Source organism: Neorhizobium sp. CSC1952, assembly GCF_030378245.1.
Lineage (GTDB): Bacteria > Pseudomonadota > Alphaproteobacteria > Rhizobiales > Rhizobiaceae > Neorhizobium > Neorhizobium oryzae_A.
This window is the reverse complement of sequence record NZ_CP128416.1, coordinates 3578747-3598615: the sequence shown is the minus strand read 5'-3', so window position 1 is coordinate 3598615 and position 19869 is coordinate 3578747. Positions and strand designations below refer to the sequence as shown.

General features: G+C 62.3%; 21 protein-coding genes. 13 read left to right on the top strand and 8 right to left on the bottom strand.

All coding sequences use genetic code 11. The features are described 5' to 3' along the window. The 5 genes from QTA58_RS17520 to QTA58_RS17500 all read left to right on the top strand — a co-directional run bounded on the left by QTA58_RS17520 (position 1) and on the right by QTA58_RS17500 (position 4089). Positions 1 to 1152, top strand: a complete 1152-nt coding sequence (locus QTA58_RS17520) for a Xaa-Pro peptidase family protein (RefSeq protein WP_085424918.1) — start codon at positions 1 to 3, stop codon at positions 1150 to 1152. An 83-nt stretch (positions 1153 to 1235) separates the two neighbouring features. Further along, positions 1236 to 2036, top strand: a complete 801-nt coding sequence (locus tag QTA58_RS17515) for a hypothetical protein (RefSeq protein ID WP_289669810.1) — start codon at positions 1236 to 1238, stop codon at positions 2034 to 2036. Positions 2037 to 2163: 127 nt separating this feature from the next. Further along, entirely contained in the window at positions 2164 to 3096 is a 933-nt protein-coding gene (locus QTA58_RS17510) for a ribose-phosphate pyrophosphokinase (RefSeq protein ID WP_085424920.1), read from the top strand. Between the two features lie 62 nt (positions 3097 to 3158). Continuing rightward, positions 3159 to 3716: a Kazal-type serine protease inhibitor gene (locus QTA58_RS17505; protein ID WP_341850267.1), complete on the top strand. Its 558-nt coding sequence runs from the start codon at positions 3159 to 3161 to the stop codon at positions 3714 to 3716. A gap of 115 nt (positions 3717 to 3831) precedes the next feature. Next, the gene (locus QTA58_RS17500; RefSeq protein ID WP_085424922.1) at positions 3832 to 4089 is read left to right on the top strand and encodes a hypothetical protein; all 258 of its coding nucleotides are present in this window, start codon (positions 3832 to 3834) and stop codon (positions 4087 to 4089) included. On the opposite strand, the gene QTA58_RS17495 is transcribed toward QTA58_RS17500, so the two are convergent. Then, positions 4090 to 6141, bottom strand: coding sequence for a bifunctional diguanylate cyclase/phosphodiesterase (locus tag QTA58_RS17495; protein ID WP_289669808.1), 2052 nt, complete (start codon positions 6139 to 6141; stop codon positions 4090 to 4092). A 422-nt stretch (positions 6142 to 6563) separates the two neighbouring features. On the opposite strand from QTA58_RS17495, the gene QTA58_RS17490 reads away from it, so the two are divergent. The 4 genes from QTA58_RS17490 to prmB all read left to right on the top strand — a co-directional run bounded on the left by QTA58_RS17490 (position 6564) and on the right by prmB (position 11610). Next, entirely contained in the window at positions 6564 to 7181 is a 618-nt protein-coding gene (locus QTA58_RS17490; protein ID WP_085424924.1) for a 50S ribosomal protein L25/general stress protein Ctc, read from the top strand. 213 nt (positions 7182 to 7394) lie between these two features. Further along, positions 7395 to 9767, top strand: coding sequence for an EAL domain-containing protein (locus tag QTA58_RS17485; protein WP_289669806.1), 2373 nt, complete (start codon positions 7395 to 7397; stop codon positions 9765 to 9767). A 126-nt stretch (positions 9768 to 9893) separates the two neighbouring features. Continuing rightward, positions 9894 to 10622: an aminoacyl-tRNA hydrolase gene (pth, locus tag QTA58_RS17480; RefSeq protein WP_289669804.1), complete on the top strand. Its 729-nt coding sequence runs from the start codon at positions 9894 to 9896 to the stop codon at positions 10620 to 10622. A 1-nt stretch (position 10623) separates the two neighbouring features. Beyond that, positions 10624 to 11610, top strand: a complete 987-nt coding sequence (prmB, locus tag QTA58_RS17475; RefSeq protein ID WP_289669802.1) for a 50S ribosomal protein L3 N(5)-glutamine methyltransferase — start codon at positions 10624 to 10626, stop codon at positions 11608 to 11610. Between the two features lie 21 nt (positions 11611 to 11631). On the opposite strand, the gene clpS is transcribed toward prmB, so the two are convergent. The 3 genes from clpS to QTA58_RS17460 form a co-directional block, all read right to left on the bottom strand. Next, entirely contained in the window at positions 11632 to 11940 is a 309-nt protein-coding gene (gene clpS, locus QTA58_RS17470) for an ATP-dependent Clp protease adapter ClpS (protein ID WP_085425153.1), read from the bottom strand. Between the two features lie 100 nt (positions 11941 to 12040). Beyond that, positions 12041 to 12439: a type II toxin-antitoxin system VapC family toxin gene (locus QTA58_RS17465; RefSeq protein WP_289669800.1), complete on the bottom strand. Its 399-nt coding sequence runs from the start codon at positions 12437 to 12439 to the stop codon at positions 12041 to 12043. Then, entirely contained in the window at positions 12429 to 12698 is a 270-nt protein-coding gene (locus QTA58_RS17460; protein ID WP_289669799.1) for an AbrB/MazE/SpoVT family DNA-binding domain-containing protein, read from the bottom strand. The genes QTA58_RS17465 and QTA58_RS17460 overlap by 11 nt, the downstream gene beginning before the upstream one ends. Positions 12699 to 12845: 147 nt before the next feature. On the opposite strand from QTA58_RS17460, the gene ychF reads away from it, so the two are divergent. From ychF to QTA58_RS17445, 3 genes are read left to right on the top strand one after another with little or no spacing between them, the layout of a single operon-like run. Further along, positions 12846 to 13949: a redox-regulated ATPase YchF gene (gene ychF / locus QTA58_RS17455; protein WP_085424926.1), complete on the top strand. Its 1104-nt coding sequence runs from the start codon at positions 12846 to 12848 to the stop codon at positions 13947 to 13949. Positions 13950 to 13972: 23 nt separating this feature from the next. After that, entirely contained in the window at positions 13973 to 14443 is a 471-nt protein-coding gene (locus QTA58_RS17450; protein WP_289669797.1) for a MaoC family dehydratase, read from the top strand. Further along, positions 14440 to 14907 carry a MaoC family dehydratase gene (locus QTA58_RS17445; RefSeq protein WP_289669795.1) on the top strand — a complete coding sequence of 156 codons (468 nt, stop codon included), beginning with the start codon at positions 14440 to 14442 and terminating at the stop codon, positions 14905 to 14907. Before QTA58_RS17450 ends, QTA58_RS17445 begins: the two co-directional genes overlap by 4 nt. A gap of 177 nt (positions 14908 to 15084) precedes the next feature. On the opposite strand, the gene QTA58_RS17440 is transcribed toward QTA58_RS17445, so the two are convergent. The 4 genes from QTA58_RS17440 to petA form a co-directional block, all read right to left on the bottom strand. After that, positions 15085 to 15624 (bottom strand): adenine phosphoribosyltransferase, encoded by a 540-nt coding sequence (locus QTA58_RS17440; RefSeq protein WP_085424929.1) that lies wholly within the window; start codon positions 15622 to 15624, stop codon positions 15085 to 15087. A 113-nt stretch (positions 15625 to 15737) separates the two neighbouring features. Next, on the bottom strand, positions 15738 to 16622 hold the full coding sequence (locus QTA58_RS17435) for a cytochrome c1 (protein WP_289669794.1): 885 nt from the start codon (positions 16620 to 16622) through the stop codon (positions 15738 to 15740). A 28-nt stretch (positions 16623 to 16650) separates the two neighbouring features. Next, positions 16651 to 17940, bottom strand: a complete 1290-nt coding sequence (locus tag QTA58_RS17430) for a cytochrome b N-terminal domain-containing protein (RefSeq protein WP_085424931.1) — start codon at positions 17938 to 17940, stop codon at positions 16651 to 16653. Between the two features lie 14 nt (positions 17941 to 17954). Beyond that, positions 17955 to 18533, bottom strand: a complete 579-nt coding sequence (gene petA / locus QTA58_RS17425) for a ubiquinol-cytochrome c reductase iron-sulfur subunit (protein ID WP_085424932.1) — start codon at positions 18531 to 18533, stop codon at positions 17955 to 17957. A gap of 390 nt (positions 18534 to 18923) precedes the next feature. On the opposite strand from petA, the gene QTA58_RS17420 reads away from it, so the two are divergent. Beyond that, positions 18924 to 19868 carry an endonuclease/exonuclease/phosphatase family protein gene (locus QTA58_RS17420; protein ID WP_085424933.1) on the top strand — a complete coding sequence of 315 codons (945 nt, stop codon included), beginning with the start codon at positions 18924 to 18926 and terminating at the stop codon, positions 19866 to 19868. Position 19869: the final 1 nt, after the last annotated feature.

Genomic DNA, 19869 nt, shown 5'->3' with positions numbered 1-19869 from the left:
ATGGCCCTGCATTTCGAGAGGAGCGAATATGCCGACCGCCTCGCGCGGCTGACGGAGAGGATGCGCGCCGAAAAGCTCGACGCGCTCCTGCTCTTCGCCCAGGAAAGCATGTACTGGCTGACGGGCTACGACACCTTCGGCTACTGCTTCTTCCAGACCCTGGTGGTCAAGGCCGACGGGACGATGACATTGCTCACCCGCTCCGCCGACCTGCGCCAGGCCCGCCATACCTCGATCGTCGAGAACATCGTGGTGTGGGTCGATCGCGTCAATGCCGATCCGACGCTCGACCTCAAGAACCTCCTGAGCGACATGGACCTGCTCGGCGCAAAGATCGGCGTCGAATACGACACGCACGGCATGACGGGCCGCGTCGCCCGCCTCATCGACAACCAGCTCGCCACCTTCGGCCAGATCAGCGACGCCTCCTATCTCGTCAGTATGCTGCGCCTCGTCAAAAGTCCCGCCGAGATCGCCTATGCGAAACGCGCCGCCGAGCTTGCGGACGACGCGCTCGATGCGGCACTTCCCCTCATCAGGGCCGGCGGCGACGAGGCGGAGATCCTCGCCGCCATGCAGGGCGCGGTCTTTCTGGGAGGCGGCGACTATCCCGCCAACGAGTTCATCATCGGCTCGGGCGCCGATGCCCTGCTCTGCCGCTACAAGGCGGGCCGCCGCAAGCTCGACGCGACCGACCAGCTGACGCTGGAATGGGCCGGCGCCGCCGCACATTATCATGCGGCGATGATGCGAACCGTCGTCATCGGCGAACCGTCGCTTCGCCATCGCGAACTCTACAAGGCCTGCCGCGAAACCATCCAGGCGATCGAAGAGGTGCTGCGTCCCGGCCATACCTTCGGCGACGTCTTCGACACCCATGCCCGCATCCTCGACGAGCGGGGCCTGTCGCGCCATCGCCTCAACGCCTGCGGCTATTCGCTGGGCGCCCGCTTCTCGCCTTCCTGGATGGAGCACCAGATGTTCCATTTCGGCAATCCGCAGGAAATCTTGAGCGACATGACGCTCTTCGTGCACATGATCATCATGGATTCCGACAGCGGCGCGGCCATGACCCTCGGCCATACCTATCTGACGACCGACGGCGACCCGCAACCGCTTTCCCGCCACAGCCTGGACCTCATTCAGCGCTGAGCACGCGTCAAAACCGGCAATTGACAGCGTCCGAAAGCCAATTCTAAGTTCCCGCATCTGGGAATCTACGGAAGGAGGCAGGCATGCGGCTTTTCGGAAGGTTGTTTTCCGTTGCCCTGCTCGCGGCCGCTCTTTCCGCCTGCAATACGACGGAGGCGCTGACGCCGCAGGCGGAGGTCGGGAGCGGCTCGAGATCTTCGACGCCCGTCACCCAGGCCGATACCGACCGTATGGCACGTTCGCAGCAGCCGGAGACCTATGGCAACAGCGGCGCTGCACAGCAGGGCGGCTACCGGCTTGGGCCGCAGAACACGCTGGAAGCCCAGGCCCGCGCGCTGGAATCCGGCAGCGCCGTATCGCCCTCCTCTTCCGGCCCGCCGCCGCAATGGAATGGTCAGGAGCAGCAGCCTGCGGCAGGAGCCGCCTCTTCCCAGCAGCCGGGCCAGCAGCCGGGCCAGCAGCAGGGCCAGCAAGCGGCCCAACAAGCGGCCCAACAGGCGGCATTGCCGCCATCCGGCTCCGGCACGATCCGTTTCCTGCCGATCATCGGCGCGCCCGTCCAGGCGGTGACGCCCCTGTCGCGTGAACTCGGCGCTGAAGCGCGCGCCAACGGGCTCGTCATCCGGCCGTCGGGCGATGCCAGCACGCAGCATATCCTGAAGGGATATTTCTCCGCTTTCGCCGACAGCGGCAAGGTCACCATCGTCTATGTCTGGGATATTCTCGACGGCTCCGGCTCCCGCCTTCATCGCATGCAGGGACAGGAAAGCGTGCCGGCAAACGGCGAGGACCCGTGGGCGGCCGTGCCCGCCTCGACCATGGAGACGATCGCCGCGAAGACGATCCAGGACTATCTGAGCTGGCAAAGGACCCGGCCGGGATAGGATTGCGCGCGGACGCTGCCGGTCACAGTTTCTTCATAAAAAACCGTGGTGAGGCGCAAAACGCTATTGCATTCGAAGGCGGCGGCGGTAAAAGGCGCCCATCCAGCTTCAAAACAGGCGGACCGCAATGAAGGTTTTCGCAGGCAATTCGAACAGGCACCTTGCCGACGCGATCTGCAGCTATCTCAATGTTCCAGTCGGAAAAGCCAGCGTCAGGCGGTTTGCAGATCAGGAAATCTTCGTTGAAATTCAGGAAAATGTGCGCGGCGAGGATGTCTTCATCATCCAGTCCACGTCGTTCCCGACCAACGACCACCTGATGGAACTGCTGATCATGATCGACGCGTTTCGCCGATCCTCGGCCAAGCGCATCACGGCCGTGCTCCCCTATTTCGGCTATGCCCGACAGGACCGCAAGGCCGGTCCCCGCACGCCGATCTCGGCAAAGCTCGTCGCCAACCTGATCACCGAGGCCGGCGCCGACCGCGTGCTGACCCTCGACCTGCATGCCGGCCAGATCCAGGGCTTCTTCGACATCCCGACCGACAATCTCTTCGCGGTGCCGATCCTCGCCCGCGACGTCAAGGAACACTACGACCTCAACAACGTCATGGTGGTCTCGCCGGACGTGGGCGGCGTGGTCCGTGCCCGCGCGCTGGCCAAGCGCATCGACTGTCAGCTCGCCATCGTCGACAAGCGCCGCGAACGCGCCGGCGAATCCGAGGTGATGAACGTCATCGGCGAAGTGGAAGGTAAGGATTGCCTGCTGATCGACGACATCGTCGATTCCGGCGGCACGCTCTGCAACGCCGCCGAGGCGCTGCTCAAGAACGGCGCCACCAGCGTCACCGCCTACATCACCCACGGCGTTCTTTCCGGCGGCGCCGTCACCCGCATCGCCGCCTCGAAGCTGCGCGAGCTGGTGATCACCGATTCCATCCAGCCGACGACCGCGGTGCAGTCCGCGCACAACATCCGCGTCATCACCACCGCCAACCTGCTCGGCGAGGCGATCAACCGCACGGCGATGGAATCCTCCGTCTCCAGTTTGTTCGACTGAGCTTTTTCACCAGCACGTCTTGCGATAAGCTCCCCCTCAGCGCAACGAGGAGTGAGTCGCTCATGGTTTCTTCCTTCGGCCCGAAAAGATTGGCCTTCTTCCTTCTTATCCCGCTGCTTTCAGGCTGCGTCGAGGGCGGGCCGGGACCAGGACCGGGATTTGGTGGCGGTGGCGGCTATTATCCGCCGCCACGACCGCCCCGCCCCGAGCCGCAGATGTGCACGATGGAATACCGGCCGGTCTGCGGTGAGCGCGGCGGCCGCAGGGAAACGTTCGGCAATGCCTGCCAGGCCCGCGAGCGCGGCTTCCGCATCATCAGCACGGGCGAATGCGGCCGCGGCCCTGGACCGTTCCCGCCCCCGGGTCGGCCCGATCGGCCAGACAGGCCCGATTGGGGAGGTCCCGGCCGCCCTGATAGACCCGATTGGGGAGGCCCCGGCCGTCCTGATCGTCCCGGCCGGCCGGATCGTCCTGGAAGACCCGAACAATCCGGCGCCTGCACACGCGAATACCGTCCCGTCTGCGGCCAGCGCGGACCGCAGACGCAGACTTTCCCGAACGCCTGCGAAGCGGCGAACAGCGGCTTCAGGGTCGTTTCCCCCGGCGAGTGCCGCCGCTGACGGCATTCGCAAGGCTGCGATAAATCATCGATGCGAAACGCCGGGATTCCGTTCCCGGCGTTTTGCTTTGCGGCGAAGCTTCGGTTAGTTAGAGCGCCCGTCCAAGGAGTCCCGCATGGCCGCACGCGACCGCTATTCCCGAAAACTCGAATGTTCCCAATGCGGCAACACCGGATTTGCCGAGGTTTCCGAGTCGGACGACAAGCGGCAGAGAAGCCGCGATTTCCGGATCGACGAATTGCCGCACGGCTTCTTCACGGAATTCGCCTCCACTGATCCGCGCAAATACATGCTGCGCTGCGGCCAATGCGGTCACAAATTCCGCTTCGAGCAGAAGAGCGTCTATGCGCCGGGCGGCGAACCCCGGCGCTGATCAGGCGACCTTGGCGACCTCCGGGCCGATCTCGCCGTTGACGATGTGCTCGATGTTCTCGCGCGGGCCGGGCCTGCCGAAGAGATAGCCCTGCACCTGCATGCAGCCTTCCTTGCGCAGGAAGGCGATATGCTCGTCGGTCTCCACGCCTTCCGCAAGAACCGGAATATCGAGGCTCGACGCCAGGATGAGGGTCGAGCGGACGATAGCGGCCGACTGGGCGTTGATGGCAAGCCCGTCGATGAAAGTGCGGTCGATCTTGATCTTGTCGAAGGGAAAGGACATCAGCGTCGAGAGCGACGAATAACCGGTGCCGTAGTCGTCCATGGCGATCTTCACGCCGAGGTTCTTCAGGTGCCGGATGGTCTGCAACGCGCGCTGGTGATCGGCGATGATGCCGGATTCGGTGATCTCCAGTTCCAGCCGGTCCGAGCCGAGCCCCGTCTCTTTCAGGATGTTGCGGACCTTCAGCGGAAATTTCGGATCGGCGAGCTGCTGGGATGCCACGTTGACGGCGATGCCGAGCGGATTTCTCCAGGTCACAGCCTCCGCGCAGGCTGTCCTGAGCACCCATTCGCCGAGTTCGTTGATGAAGCCGGTCCGTTCCGCGATCGGAATGAATTCGCCAGGAAGAATGAGCCCGCGCGTGGGATGGTTCCAGCGCAGCAGCACCTCGAAGCCGACGACCTGACCGGTGAACGTATCGTTCTGGTGCTGGTAGTAGAGCTCGAACTGGCCTGCCGTGAGCCCGGAGCGCATGTCCATCGTCAGGGCGTTGCGCTCACGCGCGGCCTGATCCATCGAGGAATCGTAGATGCAGATCGCATTGTCGCCGGATTGTTTGGCGCGGTACATGGCGACATCCGCCTGCGCCACCAGATCGTCCGCCGTCTTCGCTTCGCCGGGATAGAACGCGATACCGACGCTCGACCCGACGGAAAGAGTGTTGCCGTTCCACTCGACCGGCTTGCAGATCTCGGCGAGCATCCGGTTGGCGAGCGAAAGCGCATCGGAACGCTTGAAGTGCATCTGCTTTACGGCCACGAATTCGTCGCCTCCGACACGGGCTATGAATTCGCCCTCTCCCGCCACCTGCGCGAGCCTGCCGCCGATCGTTCTCAACACCTCGTCTCCGGCGGCATGGCCATGGACGTCGTTGATTTCCTTGAAGCGGTTGAGGTCCATGGAGAGCACCGCCACGCGGGCCGACAGGTCCACGGGGCGCGCGGCGAGCTCGGCAAGCTGCTCGTTGAAGGCGGCGCGGTTGGAAAGCCCCGTCAGCGGATCGTGGAGCGACAAGCGGCGGTACTGCTCGACGGCCGCCTTGGTCGTGCGTGCGTCGATGAGATAGGTTGCCGCAGTCAGCGCCAGCAGGATCAGCATCAAAGACAGGACGCCGAAACCAAGCACGATCGGCGGAACGATTTCGTCCGGCATGACGATACGGGGATCGAGAACGACGTTGACGGCGCCCATCGCCGTGAAGTGCGTCGTGACGATCGCAAGGATCATCGCCAGAATGGAGAAGTATTTGCAGAAATGTGTCGTCGGGCGCACCACGCGGTTGGTCGTGAGCGCACCGAACAAGGCTGCGAAAACCAGTGATGCGATCACATAGCCCCGATCCCAGTAGATGACGCCCTGCGCCTGATAGGCCGCCATGCCGGTGTAATGCATCGCTGCGATCCCGAGGCCCACGACGGCGCCGCCGGCCTCGACGATGACCGAACGGCCGCCATAGGCGGCGATGCCGAAGCCTGCGGTCGCGGTCGCCACCGCGACGGCGAAGGACGAGAATGTCAGGGCCGGCTCATAACCCGCCTGCCCGCCGCCGAGATAGCCGAGCATCGCGAGGAAATGCGTGGTCCAGGTCGTCGCCCCGCCGATAAAGCCCGCGAGAAGGAGCCAGATGACTTTCTCCACGCCGCCACCCCGGCGAACGCGGGAGAACAGCCGGACCGTCATGACGGCGCCTGCGACGCAGGCAAGGACGGCGCAGCCGATGTAGCGAAGGTCGTGCTCTATGAATATGCAGGAGAGAACTCGAAACATGCTTTCCGTAACTTTTCAAACCTTTTGGCGGAAAAGTTTAATGCTGAAACATGTTTGAAAGGTTGGCGTGGATGGTAAACGAAAACCTGACATCAAGTCCGATTTCTGCGAAGAAAGCATGCCAGGTCCTACAGGATCAGGGCTGCCCTACCGCAATGGCTGCCGTGGGCTCTGAGGGCTTTCCGCCCTCGGATGCAATATACCAGCGCAAACCGGCCCCTCCGCTGCGCCTTCAAGCCTGCTTTCGCGCCTTTCCGGGCTGAGATGCTTGCACTTGCGGGCTCGTTGTATTATAGCCCGCCGGTCCGCGCAGACACCCTTGGAGGCAACGCGGATGAAGCGCATCGGATGATGCCCTTCGGTTTGATGCGAGCGGTCGGCGCTTGCGGAAAACTCTCCAAACAACCTCGAAAGGATATGCCATGAGCCACGCATCTTACGAGCTCAAGGCCGAGGCGCGCGAACGGGTAGGTAAGGGGTCCTCCCGTGAACTTCGCCGCAACGGTTTGATTCCCGCTGTCATCTATGGTGACAAGCAGGCCCCCCTCGCCATCGCACTCTCGACCAACGAAGTGACGAAGCGCATCCATGCCGGTGGTTTCATGACCACCATCGCAACGATCGAAGTCGACGGCCAGAAGATCCAGGTTCTGCCGAAGGACTACCAGCTCGATCCGGTCCGCGATTTCACCATGCACGTGGATTTCCTGCGCGTTTCCGGCGACACGGACGTCACCGTCGACGTTCCGGTTCACTTCATCAACGAAGAGAAGTCCGCGATCAAGATCGGCGGCGTTCTGAACATCGTTCGCCACACGGTCGAATTCCATTGCCCGGCCAACGCCATCCCGGAATTCATCACGGTCGACCTCGCTGGCGCCAAGATCGGCGACAGCATCCACATCTCTGCCGTCACCCTGCCGAAGGGCGTCCGTCCGGTTATCACCGATCGTGACTTCACGATCGCAACGATCGTTGCCCCGGCCGCCGGCGTTGAAGAAGCCGCAGAAGAAACGCCTGCCGCTTCCGAAACCGAATAAGCATAGCAGAGCGTCCGACTTTGAGACCCGCCTTCCTGCGAAGGCGGGTTTTTTATTGTCTTGGGAAGCCGTTTGGTAACGCTACGTCCGCAATTCCTTCGAATCTTGGCATGTCCGTTTCAGTGAAGTTTAATGAATCGATGGAACGATGCGCACGGCCTCAGGGTAAGAGGATGAGCCGGTAACAACCGGAGGGTGAATGCGGGGATACGGATGACTCATTCCGTCGAGAGTCGTTTCATTGCGATTATTTCAGGCGCTCTGCTGGTCGTCGTCGCTCCGCTGTTCACGCTATTCCTGGCGCTTTCGTCCCAGCAGGCGGCGAGAAACCTCACCGAGCACGTCAATGTCGTGCTGATCACCAATTCGCGGGCGCTCGGCAAGCCGCTGTGGGAGCTGGACCGGGACAGCATCCACCAGATCGCCTCCATGCTCGTCGCCGACTCCGCCATCAGCGGGGTGCAGATCAGCGACAATATGGGCAAGCTGAATATCTCGGAGGTCGACGTCAACCCGGCCGATTTCCGCGGCCTGGAATCGATTTCCGAGCCGATCTTCTACAAATCTCCCGAAGGCACACGCAATATCGGCAGCATCACCGTCTACGTGCCGAAACTCGGCTGGTTCTCGGCGCTGCACCAGATGGAGATGGCTTTCATCTCCATCTTCATCATCGCCATTCTGACCGTTTTCGGCGCGGCCATTCTCGGCAACCGCATCATGGTCATCAAGCCGTTGATGCGGCTGACCGCCGCCATCGAGGCGACGCGCAGGCTGGGCTCCCGCCACCATGTCGACTGGCGCTCCAACGACGAGATGGGACGCCTCGCCAAGAGCTTCAACGAAATGCAGACGCTGCTGGAGCGCGAGGAGCGCGAACTGAAACGGGCGCATCAGCAGACCACGGATATCTACAACCTGACGCCTGCAATGCTCTTCTCGCTGACCGCGAACGATCAGATCGCCGCAGTCAGCGATTATTGGCTGCTCGCGACCGGCTACCGCCGCGAGGACATCATCGGCCACCCCTTCTCCGAGCTCGTGGCTCCCGCTGACCGTCATGTCTATGGAAAGCGCAAGGCTCAGGCGAAGGCGAACGGTGCGGCGATCGAAGTCACGGTGCGCTTCCTCTGCGCCGACGGCCGAATGATGGACGTGCTGATCGTCGAGACGGAGCTTGGCGCGGCGGGCGGCAGCATTCCCGGCTCGCTCAGCGTCATGACCGACGTCACCGAACTCAAGCAGTCGGAACTGCGCAACCACCAGCAGGCGATCTCCGACCATCTGACCGGGCTCCTGAACCGGCAGGGGTTCGAAGCGATGCTCGACCGGACGATCACCGAAGCGGACAAGGGCGCGACGGAAGTCGCCTGCCTTTTCGTCGATCTCGACCGCTTCAAGGCGATCAACGACAATTTCGGCCATGCGGCGGGAGACGCCGTGCTCTGCCAGTTCGTAGAGCGGACCAAGCCCCTGTTGCACGACACCGACAGCGCCTCGCGCCTCGGCGGCGACGAATTCGCGATGCTGATCGCCGGCGAAGGCGCCGAGCGCCGCGCGACCGACCTCGCCCAGAAGATCGTCGACATGTTCGAAGTGCCGTTCCGCGTCCAGGGCACGAGCGTGCGCCTGAGCGCCTCGATCGGTCTCGCCTTCTATCCGAACCATGCGGCCAGCGCCGGCGAACTCCTGCAGAAATCGGACATGGCCATGTATGCCCGAAAGCGCGACGGCAAGAACGGCGCGCAGGTCTACGATCCGGCGATCCTCGACCAGACGCGGGAAAGGGCCGAGATCGAAAGCGATATCGAGGTCGGCATTGCGGCAAGCTGGTTCGAGGCGCATTTCCAGCCGATCGTCGACATCGAGACCGGCGTTCCTTCGGGCTTCGAGGCGCTGATGCGCATGCGGCATCCCCGCAAGGGCCTGATGTCGCCGGCGGGCATCGTCATGGTCGCCGAAGAAACCGGCACCATCGGCCAGATCGGCAATCTCATTCTGGAAGACGCGATGGGCAATCTTGCCCGGGTCTCCCGCCTGCCCGGCATGGCCGAGGCCTATGTCGCGGTGAACTTCTCGCCGCTGCAGTTCGAGCCCGGCCTGCCCACGCGGCTGGCCGGACTGCTCGGCCGCTACGGCATCCAGCCGTCGCGCCTCGTCGTGGAGATCACCGAGGCCGTGCTGATGCACGACAATCCCGAAATCCGCACCATACTCAACGAGATCCAGCGCTTCGGCTGCCGGATCGCACTCGATGATTTCGGCACCGGCTATTCGTCGCTGAGCTATCTGAGCCGCTTCCCGGTCGATATCGTCAAGATCGACCAGTCCTTCGTGCGTTCGCTCACCGACAAGGCGGACGATATCGGCAGCAAGAACCGGATGCTGGTCGAAGGCATCAGCGCCATCTCGCACAAGATGAACTGCAAGGTGGTCGCAGAAGGCGTCGAGACCGAAGAGCAACGCGTGCTGCTCAAGCAGATGGGCATCGATTATGCTCAAGGCTATCTTTTCTCGAAGCCGCGAGAAATTTCCGACCTGCTCTCGGCCCTCTCGGCCTGGCGCATAAAGTCCATGGCGAGCTGAATATCGCCTCCATCGGCGTCGCCTTGCCGCGTCTCCGCGGATCCGCATCGGTCCGACGCATGAAACCGGTTGACTTTGCCGGCGTTTCGCGTTGGTGAAGGCCAGCAGTCAGGAATGGATCACTCCATGCTCATCATCGCAGGTCTCGGCAATCCCGGTTCGAAATATGCGGGCAACCGCCACAATATCGGCTTCATGGCGGTGGACGCGATCCAGCGGCGGCCGGGCTTTTCGGCCTGGTCGAAGAAATTCAAGGCGGAGATTTCCGAAGGCGAGCTGGCCGGCGAGAAGGTGCTGCTGATGAAGCCGCAAACCTTCATGAACCTTTCCGGGGAAGCGATTGGCGAGGCCATGCGCTTTTACAAGCTCGGACCGCAAAACATCATCGCCATCTACGACGAGCTCGACCTGCCCGCAGGCAAGGCGCGCATCAAGACCGGCGGCGGCCACGGGGGGCACAACGGAGTGAAGTCGCTCGACGCCCATTGCGGCAAGGAATACCGCCGGCTCCGCCTCGGTATCGGTCACCCCGGGGCGAAGGAACTGGTGCATAACCACGTGCTCGGCGATTTCGCCAAGGCAGATCAGGCCTGGCTCTCCCCTCTCCTCGATGCGCTGGCGGACAATGCCGAAATGCTGGTGAGGGCCCAGGACTCGCAGCTCATGAACAAGCTGGCGCTCGCCGTGGGCGGCAAGCCCGACGAAGAGAAGCCGAAAGCACAAAAGCCGCAATCGCCGAAGCCGGCGGGAAAATCCCACATCCATCAGGCTCGAGGCGGCGCGAAGCCGAACCTTCCGACCACCGGACCGATGGCGGACATGCTGAAGAAGATGTTCGGCGGCAAGGGAGAGTGACGTGCAGCCGCGCCGCAACGACAAGCAGAACCAGAAGCACGAAATGGACAAAGCCTTGAATACGGACGATATCGCCGGCGAACTCGTCACGCTCCGCGACTATTGGCGTTACGCCATCTCCCGCTTCAACGCGGCGAACCTGAGCTACGGCCACGGGACGACGACCGCGAGCGACGATGCGGCTTTCCTGATCCTCGACACGCTCGATCTGCCGATCGACGTGCTGGACCCCTTCCTCGACGCGCGCCTTCTGCCGGCCGAACGCCGGTTGCTCGCAGAGCGGATCGAGACGCGCGTGACGTCCCGCAAGCCGAGCTCCTACCTGACCGGCCACGCCTATATCCAGGGCGTACGTTTCCTGGTGGATGAGCGGGTCATCGTGCCGCGCTCGCATATCGGCGAGATCCTGTTTTCGGAATATCTCGGCGAGACCGGCTCATCCTACTTGCCCGACCCGTTGAGCGTCGAAAGCGCCGTCGACATCTGCACGGGTTCGGGGTGCCTTGCGGTGCTTGCCGCGAAATTCTTTCCGAATGCGGAAGTCGATGCCGTGGATCTTTCGCGCGATGCGCTCGAAGTGGCGAAGCTCAATGTCGCCGAGCACGGCGTCGAAGATCAGGTCACGCTTCATCAGGGCGACCTCTTCGCCCCGCTCGGAAAGAAGAAATACGACCTGATCATCACCAATCCGCCCTATGTCGACCATGAGGCGATGGAGGGCTTTCCGGAGGAGTTCCAGGCGGAGCCGGCAATGGCCTTCGACGGCGGCGTGGACGGTCTCGATATCGTCCGCCGCCTGCTTGCGGAGGCGCCGAAGCACCTCAATCCCGGCGGCGGGATGATCTGCGAGATCGGCTCGGGCCGCGAAATCCTCGAAGAGGAATTCCCCGATCTCGACTTCATGTGGCTGGAAACGGCGGAGTCGCAGGACGCGGTCTTCTGGATCGGCGCCGAAGCGCTGGGCGTGAGCGACCAGAAGAGGAGATGAGCCGTCTTCCTCCGGCTCGCCCTACTCTTCCGGCTCTGTGGTGAACATCAGCGGGAAACCGGCCTCCTTGGCGAGGTCGATCGCTTCCTTGGCCTTGGTCTCGGCAATATCCTTGGCGCACACGACGACCACCGACGTGCCCATGCGGTGGGCGGTCATCATCACGCGGTAGCCGGTCTCCTCGCTCATGCGGAACACAGCCTTCAGCACCATGATGACGAATTCGCGCGGCGTATAGTCGTCGTTCACCAGGATGACCTTGTAGAGCTTCGGCCGCTCCAGCTTGGGCTTGGTGATCGTCTTCGGTTTTAGGGTGGTGTCTTCGCTCATGGCGTTTCGCCTCCTGATGACGGCGTCCGACATTGGGCTTTCCGGTTATATCGCATTGCAACCGGAACATTTCAAGCAACTGCGCGATATGAACGCCGGATCAATCGGCCGACAGGAGGACGCATTCACGGCCTTTTGCGCGGATGATCGAAGCTGCTCTCTTGTCAAAGGTAACGAACGTATCGCCACCCAATTTGCGGCCTTCGAATTCGATGACGCCGTCAGCGAAATCGCCGCCTGCATCAAGAAACGCAAGTCCCTCTTCTATTGCCGGTCGATCAACGATTATGCGCTCGTCAGCAATCAGAAGCCGGATAGCTTGAGCGATGTCCACGCGCTTCTGACGATAAATCTGCCGCGCCACCCACACGAATTCGCACAGCGCTGTATTGGATACGAAAACTCTCTCCGCGGCCGTAATCTGTGAGCGGGCTTGCAGAGCTTGCCTTTCGTCATCTCCTGACCAAGCCCGGACGAGAACGTTTGTATCAACGATCATCGTCGTCGAACCGCACTTCACCTGCCCAGCCGGCCTCGATCGCCTCCTGGATTTCGTCCAGCGTAGCGTGAATATTGTTGGTATTCCTGAGGCTGCCGAAGAAGTCCTCTATTTTTCCTTTTGGAACGCTCCGCAGCGTGGCCCCCTTCTTCGGCGCCAGATCGACATCTATCTCATCGCCCGGCTTCACCCCGAGATGATCGAGGACTTCTTTTTTCAAGGTGATCTGCCCTTTTGCAGTGACCTTCAATCTGACCATGGCCATTCTCCCTGTCCACAAGGTAAGGCAAATCTGCCTTACTGGCAAGGCGAACTCATGGCAGAACCCGTGCCCAAGCCTTGACCGCCCCGGCACTTTCCCCCATAGCCACAGCAACGAAAATTCAAAGATACAGGGTCCGGACCCATGGGTTTCAAATGCGGTATCGTGGGCCTGCCGAATGTCGGCAAGTCCACGCTCTTCAATGCGCTCACCAAGACGGCTGCGGCGCAGGCAGCCAACTATCCCTTCTGCACGATCGAACCCAACACCGGCGAGGTGGCTGTGCCCGATCCGCGCATGAAGAAGCTTGCCGACATCGCCAAATCGAAGGAGATCATCCCCACCCGCATCTCCTTCGTGGACATTGCCGGCCTGGTGCGCGGTGCCTCCAAGGGTGAAGGCCTCGGCAACCAGTTCCTCGCCAATATCCGCGAGGTGGACGCCATCGTCCACGTGCTGCGCTGCTTCGAGGACGACGACATCACCCATGTGGAAGGCAAGATCGATCCGGTCGCCGACGCTGAGACGATCGAGACCGAGCTGATGCTGGCCGACCTCGAAAGCCTGGAACGCCGCACCGAACAGACGCGCAAGCGCGCCACCGGCAAGGACAAGGATTCGATGGCGGCGCTGCCGATCATGGAGGCCTCGCTGAAGCTCCTGCAGGAGGGCAAGCCGGTCCGCACGCTCCTGCCGAAGCTGGACGCCGAGGAGACCCGCATCCTGCAGGGTCTGAACCTGCTGACGGCCCATCCGGTGCTTTACGTCTGCAACGTCGCGGAAGCCGATGCTTCGACCGGCAACCAATATACCGAAGCGGTCGCCAGGATGGCGAAGGAGCAGAATGCCGAAACGGTCATCATCTCGGCCGCGATCGAATCCGAAGTCGCCCAGCTACCCGACGAGGAGGCCAAGGAATTCCTCTCCGCGCTCGGATTGGAAGAAGCAGGCCTCGACCGCCTGATCCGCGCCGGCTACAAGCTGCTCGACCTCATCACCTATTTCACGGTCGGCCCGAAGGAAACGCGCGCCTGGACGATCGAGCGCGGCACCAAGGCGCCGCAGGCGGCCGGCGTCATCCATTCGGATTTCGAACGCGGCTTCATCCGCGCCAACACGATCGCCTATGACGATTTCATCGCCTACAACGGCGAGACGGGGGCGAAGGAAGCAGGCAAGGCACGTGACGAAGGCAAGGAATATGTCGTCAACGACGGCGACGTCATCCACTTCCGCTTCAACACCTGACGTCGATGGCGGGGGAGGCCAATATGACCGGAGCCGAATACTATTACGAAGATTTCGCGCCGGGCCGGGTTTTCCCGCTCGCATCGAAACGCGTCACGGCTGAGGAAATCGTCGAATTCGCCGCCGAGTTCGATCCGCAGCCCATGCATCTCGACGAGGCGGCCGGCAAGGCAAGCATCCTCGGCGGACTGTCTGCCTCCGGCTGGCATACGGCGAGCATGTTCATGCGCATGATGTTCGACGGCTGGCTGTCGCGCTCGTCGTCCGAAGGTTCGCCCGGCATCGAGTTCATGGAATGGAAGAAGCCGGTGCTGGCCGGCGACACGCTGTCCGGCCGCTCCACCGTGCTGGAAGCCCGCCCGCTGCGCTCCCGCCCCGGCATCGGCCTGGTGAAATTCCTGCACGAGGTGGAGAACCAGCGCGGCGAAGTGGTGATGCGCGGCGAAAACCCGATCATGATGCGCCTGCGCGAAGCCCGCGAGAACGCCGCATGAGACTGATCGAACTCTCTCCGCCCGGCAGGAAGATCACCACCGGTACCCTGCTCTTCACCGCCGAGGACATCGTCCGCTTCGCCAGGAAATTCGACCCTCAGCCCTTCCATGTGGATGCGGAAGCGGCGAAGAACTACGTCTTCGGCGGGCTCTGCGCGTCGGGCTGGCACACCTGCGCCGGCTGGATGAAGACTTACATCGCCTATTGGCGGCAGGAAGTGGCGCGGCTCGAAAGCGCGGGCATCGCGGCACCGAAGCTCGGCCCTTCAGCCGGCTTCAAGAAGCTGCAATGGCTGAAACCCGTCTATGCCGGCGACAGCATCACCTATTCCGTCACCCTGACCGAAAGCCGGCCCCTCGCCTCCCGCCCCGGCACCTGGATCAACATGACCGTCTGCGACGGCGTGAACCAGCATGGCGACATGGTGATGTGTTACGAGGGTACGGTGCTCGAATTCGAGTGAGGCAGGCGCTCTCCCTGCTCTCGGGCTGAAAGTCCCGAAAACTCCGATCGTCATGCCCGGGCCTGTCCGAGCATCTGCAAACCCTTGACGTTTATAGATCCTCGGCAGAAGGCCGAGGATGACGCCGAGTAAAAAGCGAGGTTCTCACAAGCGAGGCAGACATGCCCTGCCCCGCCCTCAGTGACCGGCAAACTCCATCAGCGTCCGCACCTCGACGCCGAGCGCCTCCAGTTTCCTGCGCCCGCCGAGGTCCGGCAGGTCGATGACGAAACAGGCCGAGACGATCTCGGCGCCGAGCTGCCTCAGCAGCTTCACCGCCCCCTCCGCCGTACCGCCGGTGGCGATGAGATCGTCCGTCAGGATCACCTTCTCGCCTGGCTTCACGGCATCCACATGCATCTCCATTTCGTCGACGCCGTATTCCAGGCTGTAGGCGATGCGCACCGTGTCGTGCGGCAGCTTGCCCTTCTTGCGGATCGGCACGAAGCCGGCCGAGAGCTGATGGGCGAGCGCCCCGCCCAGGATGAAGCCGCGCGCCTCGATGCCGGCGATCTTGTCGACCCCCAGGCCCGCATAGGGCTTCACCAGTTCGTCAACGGCCTGCCGGAAAGCCGCGGCATCCCCAAGCAGCGTGGTGATGTCGCGAAAGATGATACCCGGCTTCGGATAGTCCGGGATGGAGCGGACGGAGGCGGCGAGATCGGTTCTGACAGACATGGGGCCCCGACGAGAGTGGCGAACATGGAGAGAGGGAGCCTATCAAGTCAGGCTCGTTCTCCCAACAAAAAAGGCGGCACCCGGGCCGCCTTTTTATCTCTTGAGGCGAAGCCTCAGTGTTCCTTGCTGGCGTAGACCGACTTCTTCGTCAGGTAGATCAGGCCGGTGAAGATCACCAGGAAGACCATGACCATGAAACCGGTCCGCTTGCGTTCCTCCAGATGCGGCTCGGCGGCCCACATCAGGAAAGCAGCGACGTCCTTGGCATACTGGTCGACCGTCTGCGGACTGCCGTCGTCATAGGTCACCTGATCGTTGCTGATCGGCGGCGCCATGGCGAGTGCCGCCGCATTGGCGAAGTAGGGATTGTAATGCGTACCCTCGGCAATCTCGACGCCCGCCGGAGGCTCGTGATAGCCGGTCAGCAGTGAATAGATATAGTCCGGGCCGCCTTCCTGATACTGCGTGAAGATGTCGAAGACGAACTGCGGGAAACCGCGGGTAATGCCGCGCGCCTTGGCGAGCAGCGACATGTCCGGCGGGGCAGCCCCGTTGTTCGACGCGGCAGCGGCCTGCTCGTTCGGATAGGGCGACGGGAAGTAGTCGGAAGGCACCGCGGTGCGCTCGAACATTTCGCCGTCGTCGTTCGGGCCGTCCTGGACCTGGTAGTTGGCGGCGAAGGCCTTCACCTGCGCTTCCGAATAGCCGAGCCCTTCCAGGGTGCGGAAGGAGACGAGCGACATCGAGTGGCAGGCGGAACAGACTTCCGTATAGACCTTCAGGCCGCGCTGAAGCTGGCCCTTGTCGTAATGGCCGAACGGACCCGCAAAGCTCCAGTCGACATGTTTCGGATGCTGGATCGGATAGTGCGGCGTGCCGCCTTCCGCATGCTCTTCACCGGCGGGTGCAGCACCTTGATTTTCCTGCGCCATCGCCGAAGCGGCGCCGAGGCCTGCCACCAGGGCCAGCGACACGAGGCTTGCAACAAGCTTATTCATTTTTCTAATCCCTCTCGGTCGGCAGGCATCAGGCGCTGGCATGGCCAGGCTTGAGTTTTTCCATGTCGGACTTGTTCTTCTTTTCGAGAACCGCTTCCGTGATCGAGTTCGGAATGCGCCGCGGCGTCTCGAACAGGCCGAGCAGCGGCATGATCACCAGGAAGAAGCCGAAATAGTAGAGCGTGCCGAGCTGCGACAGGATCACGTAGATGCCTTCCGCCGGCTGAGCGCCGAGCCAGCCGAGCATGATCGCGTTGGCGACGAACAGCCAGAAGAACAGCTTGTACCACGGACGGTAGACGGCAGAGCGGACCTTCGAGGTATCGAGCCAGGGCAGGAAGAACAGGATGATAATCGAACCGAACATCACCAGTACGCCGCCGAGCTTGGAATCAATCGGACCGACGTTGAACGTGATGGCGCGCAGCATCGCGTAGAACGGCAGGTAATACCATTCCGGAACGATATGGGCCGGCGTCTTCAGCGGATTGGCCGGAATGTAGTTGTCCGGATGGCCGAGATAGTTCGGCATGTAGAAGATGAACCAGGCATAGACGATCAGGAAGACCGAAACGCCGAGCGCATCCTTCAGCGTCGCATAGGGCGTGAAGGCGACGGTATCCGTCTTGGTCTTCACTTCGACGCCGGTCGGGTTCGTCTGGCCGGTGACGTGCAGCGCCCAGATGTGCAGGACGACGACGCCGGCGATCATGAAGGGCAGCAGGTAGTGGAGCGAGAAGAAGCGGTTGAGCGTCGGCTGGTCGACGGCAAAGCCGCCGAGCAGGAACTGCTGGATCCACTCGCCCACCAGCGGAAAGGCGGAGAAGAAGCCGGTGATGACGGTCGCGCCCCAGAAGGACATCTGGCCCCAGGGCAGGACGTAGCCCATGAAGCCGGTCGCCATCATCAGCAGGTAGATCACCACGCCGAGGATCCAGAGGATCTCGCGGGGCGCCTTGTAGGAGCCGTAATAGAGGCCGCGGGCGATGTGCAGGTAGACCGCGATGAAGAAGAACGAAGCGCCGTTGGCATGCATGTAGCGCAGCAGCCAGCCGTGGTTCACGTCGCGCATGATCTTCTCGACGGAATTGAAGGCGACGCCCGTCGAAGCGGCGTAGTGCATCGCCAGCACCACGCCGGTAAGGATCTGCACCACCAGCATGACCGACAGCATGGCGCCGAAGGTGTAGGCGTAGTTCAGGTTGCGGGGAACGGGGTAGGAAACGAAACTGTCATGGATCATGCGCGGCAGCGGAAGCCGCGAATCGATCCACTTCTCGATGCCGGTCGATGGCTGGTATGTGGAATGACCGCTCATTGATATCTATCCCCTCACCCGATCGTGATCACTGTGTCGGACGTAAACGTGAAAGTCGGAATGGCGAGGTTCTGCGGCGCCGGCCCCTTACGGATACGGCCGGCCGTATCGTAATGCGAGCCATGGCAGGGACAGAACCATCCGCCGAAATCGCCGGACTGGCCGAGCGGAACGCAGCCCAGATGCGTGCAGGAGCCGATCATGACGATCCAGTTTTCCTTGCCCTCGCCCGCCGAACGGTCGATGTCGGTCGCCTCGGCATCCGCCGGAAGGTTGGCGTTGCGGGCGACGGGGTCCTTGAGATCGGCCAGAGCGACCGCGTTCGCCTCTTCCACTTCCTGCTGCGTACGGTTGCGGATGAAGACCGGCTTGCCGCGCCACTTGACGGTCAGCGACATGCCCGGCTGGACTGCGGCAACATTCACTTCGATCGAGGCAAGCGCCAGCGTCGAGGCGTCCGGCCGCATTTGATCGATGAACGGCCAGGCGACCGATACCGCGCCGACAGCGCCGGCCATGCCGGTGGTCAGGTAAAGGAAATCACGGCGAGTAGGCTCGCCCAGTGTTTCGCTATGTGTCTCGTGCTCGCTCACGGTTCAACTTTCCTCTCACGCATTCGCGAAAACCGCATAACCCCCGTTCCGGACGAATCTCATCTGAACACAATTAGAACACAGATTCCCCGGCAATCCGGCGCGTTCTATGCTTGATCGCAAAATATGTCCAGCCTTGGCAAGTGCCGGAAGCGAGTTTGTCGCGGGAAAACGCGAAGCGTTCCGGTGCTTCGGGAAAGACGCTGCGCAGAGCGTCGTGAAAGCGCTGCAGACCTCGTGTTTATCGCTGCAAAACCCGGGCCTTAGCGCGCAAATGCGGGGGTTTGCGCCCTGCGCGTTAACCGCGCTGCCGCATGCCGCATTGCAACAAGCGGGGTCGCATGGTAGGCGAAACAAAGGACAGAAGGCGACCGATCCGGACAGGCCCGAATGAGACAGACATTATCGGTTGCCATCTGCGTCATCGTGTCGCTCGTCCTTTTGGCAATCGGCACGCGCTACATCCACCCTCACTGGATTCTGGCAACGCTTTACAGCCTGCAGCTGCATGCGGCCGCTGCCTGCGTCGTTGCCATGATCGTGGCCCTCGTCGTGAAGCGCCATTTCGTCACCTGGCTGCTGTTCGCCACGGCACTGCTCTTCACCTGCCACGCAGTCCTGATGAGCCGCGAATTTGCAGAACCGGCGACCGCAGGGGATGCGGGCGCGCCGACCTTCCGGCTTCTGTCCTTCAACATCCTCAACAGCAACTATGCCAATGCGGAGGATATCACCCGCACGATCCTGTCTTCCGGCGCCGACCTGGTGAACATCATGGAGGCGGCGCCGTTGCGCGTCCATATGGAAGAGCTTGCGGAGATCTACCCCTACCGGGTCGGCTGCGGCGTCGTGGTCCGGGACTGCGATCAGTTGATGCTTTCCAGGGTGCCGATCGACGCACCCACAGTCCGCACGCTCAGCGACATCTTTCCCGACCGCTTCATCCTTGCCAGGGTCGCGATCGCCGGCACGGTGATCAATTTCGCCGGCATCCACACCACGAAGCCCTATTTCGACAATTTCCATTCGCTCGAGCTGAACAGGGCCGCCCTGGCGATCACCGAAACGACGGGACCGCTGCTTCTCTCGGGGGATTTCAACGCGTCGAGCCTCGCGCCGAACATGCGCCGGTTCCTGCGCGTGACGCAGTTGAGGACGGGTTCATGGGAACCCGCCACATGGCCGATCAGGGCCGGCGCCTTCGGCGTGCCGATCGACCACGTCTATGCCCGTGCGCCGCTGAAGATAAAGTCGGTGACCCGGCTTGCCGACGCCCAGGGCTCGAACCACTACGGGCTGATCGCCGAGATCGCCATTACCGGCCCCGCGCAGTAGC

Bases quoted from the DNA above. Each gene is read 5' to 3' on its own strand.
- ychF (WP_085424926.1), top strand. From the start codon at position 12,846: ATGGGTTTCAAATGCGGTATCGTGGGCCTGCCGAATGTCGGCAAGTCC.
- QTA58_RS17510 (WP_085424920.1), top strand. From the start codon at position 2,164: ATGAAGGTTTTCGCAGGCAATTCGAACAGGCACCTTGCCGACGCGATC.
- QTA58_RS17515 (WP_289669810.1), top strand. From the start codon at position 1,236: ATGCGGCTTTTCGGAAGGTTGTTTTCCGTTGCCCTGCTCGCGGCCGCT.
- QTA58_RS17460 (WP_289669799.1), bottom strand. From the start codon at position 12,698: ATGGTCAGATTGAAGGTCACTGCAAAAGGGCAGATCACCTTGAAAAAA.
- QTA58_RS17440 (WP_085424929.1), bottom strand. From the start codon at position 15,624: ATGTCTGTCAGAACCGATCTCGCCGCCTCCGTCCGCTCCATCCCGGAC.
- pth (WP_289669804.1), top strand. From the start codon at position 9,894: ATGCTCATCATCGCAGGTCTCGGCAATCCCGGTTCGAAATATGCGGGC.
- QTA58_RS17520 (WP_085424918.1), top strand. From the start codon at position 1: ATGGCCCTGCATTTCGAGAGGAGCGAATATGCCGACCGCCTCGCGCGG.
- QTA58_RS17465 (WP_289669800.1), bottom strand. From the start codon at position 12,439: ATGATCGTTGATACAAACGTTCTCGTCCGGGCTTGGTCAGGAGATGAC.
- QTA58_RS17445 (WP_289669795.1), top strand. From the start codon at position 14,440: ATGAGACTGATCGAACTCTCTCCGCCCGGCAGGAAGATCACCACCGGT.
- QTA58_RS17420 (WP_085424933.1), top strand. From the start codon at position 18,924: ATGAGACAGACATTATCGGTTGCCATCTGCGTCATCGTGTCGCTCGTC.
- QTA58_RS17490 (WP_085424924.1), top strand. From the start codon at position 6,564: ATGAGCCACGCATCTTACGAGCTCAAGGCCGAGGCGCGCGAACGGGTA.
- QTA58_RS17435 (WP_289669794.1), bottom strand. From the start codon at position 16,622: ATGAATAAGCTTGTTGCAAGCCTCGTGTCGCTGGCCCTGGTGGCAGGC.
- clpS (WP_085425153.1), bottom strand. From the start codon at position 11,940: ATGAGCGAAGACACCACCCTAAAACCGAAGACGATCACCAAGCCCAAG.
- QTA58_RS17505 (WP_341850267.1), top strand. From the start codon at position 3,159: ATGGTTTCTTCCTTCGGCCCGAAAAGATTGGCCTTCTTCCTTCTTATC.
- QTA58_RS17500 (WP_085424922.1), top strand. From the start codon at position 3,832: ATGGCCGCACGCGACCGCTATTCCCGAAAACTCGAATGTTCCCAATGC.
- QTA58_RS17450 (WP_289669797.1), top strand. From the start codon at position 13,973: ATGACCGGAGCCGAATACTATTACGAAGATTTCGCGCCGGGCCGGGTT.
- QTA58_RS17495 (WP_289669808.1), bottom strand. From the start codon at position 6,141: ATGTTTCGAGTTCTCTCCTGCATATTCATAGAGCACGACCTTCGCTAC.
- QTA58_RS17485 (WP_289669806.1), top strand. From the start codon at position 7,395: ATGACTCATTCCGTCGAGAGTCGTTTCATTGCGATTATTTCAGGCGCT.
- QTA58_RS17430 (WP_085424931.1), bottom strand. From the start codon at position 17,940: ATGAGCGGTCATTCCACATACCAGCCATCGACCGGCATCGAGAAGTGG.